The sequence below is a fragment of the Variovorax frigidus genome, from assembly GCF_051216515.1.
Lineage (GTDB): Bacteria > Pseudomonadota > Gammaproteobacteria > Burkholderiales > Burkholderiaceae_C > Variovorax.
In genome coordinates this window covers 1-1,056 of the sequence record NZ_JBPJZF010000023.1, presented here as the reverse complement: position 1 = coordinate 1,056, position 1,056 = coordinate 1, and the positions used below count along the sequence as shown (strand labels likewise).

The following is a 1,056-nucleotide window of genomic DNA, read 5'->3' as shown; positions in this document are numbered from 1 at the left end:
GCGGGTGTAGCTCAATGGCAGAGCTGTTGCTTCCCAACGCATGCCTTCGGGCCGACGATTCGACTCGTCATCACATGCTCCGCATGTGAACTCATCTCACCGTCGAAACCTCCCTCACCTCGTCCATTTCGGGGACCAGTACCGTGTCCTGTCAAGACCTCATCTGAAGGTCCTCATCGTCATCGATACACGTCGATCCCGAACCTCGTCATCACCAGTTTTCACGGTGGGTCGGTAGACCACGTGGGTCAGTGATTTTTTACCGTGGGTCCACCGGTTAAATCGACGTTTGCCACTCCCAAACCTCCAGTCATAGGGGGCTATGCCGGGAGAAAATTCAATCCCAATTCAGCTTCAGTAAATGTTGTATATGGGAGGAGGAGCGTAACTTTTACTGAGCTACCCCTGTGATTCTCTTACCCCAATTCGTCAAAAAATAATTGAGGTGAAAACCTGCAAGGTTATCGCCTCAAGTCGCGTCAGCGGATCCATGTGCCTTCCTTGACCTCAAATCGAAGGAAATGCATTAGGGGAACGTTCTGCTGGGGCCTCGGGATGTGATCACGCTGCCACAGGTCGCTCGGAGCCGTTGCCTGCGGTGCCTGTTTGGCAGATCGTAGGCACGGTGGCAGGCGGCTTATGCCTGGGATCGCCGACGTGCGAACAGCTCACGGATCGATGCCATTGGAGCACGCTCGGTCGGTTTCGATCGCTTCTGATCACTCTCGATCACACCGGGTGGCTTCACCTGCACTCGGTACTCGATCAGGACGACCTGTTCCTGTTTGGCGTTGTCGAAGCCTTGCTTGATGACCCTGACGGTCGATCTTGTGCGGTTGGTGAAACCGAACATCGTGTCGAGCAACGCTCGCAGTCGGTTCCAGGGTGTGGTGTTCTCGTTCATGTCGTATCGCCTCCTGGCTGTATTTATCGACATGACCACCGTGTTCTGACCTCCGACCTTCCCCGAGAGTCGTCCCAGTCACACCCCGCTCCCTCACCTCCCGCAGATTCCGTCGCCTCCCAAGCCTAGATCAGGAGCTTTGAGAGAAACGC

General features: G+C 55.4%; 1 protein-coding gene. It reads right to left on the bottom strand.

Annotated features, from left to right (window positions below; genetic code table 11):
* Positions 1-637: 637 nt before the first annotated feature.
* Positions 638-904, bottom strand: a complete 267-nt coding sequence (locus tag ACSFBC_RS28430; RefSeq protein WP_435513679.1) for a hypothetical protein — start codon at positions 902-904, stop codon at positions 638-640.
* Positions 905-1,056: the final 152 nt, after the last annotated feature.

Coding starts and splice junctions, on each gene's coding strand:
- ACSFBC_RS28430 (WP_435513679.1), bottom strand. CDS start 904: ATGAACGAGAACACCACACCCTGGAACCGACTGCGAGCGTTGCTCGAC.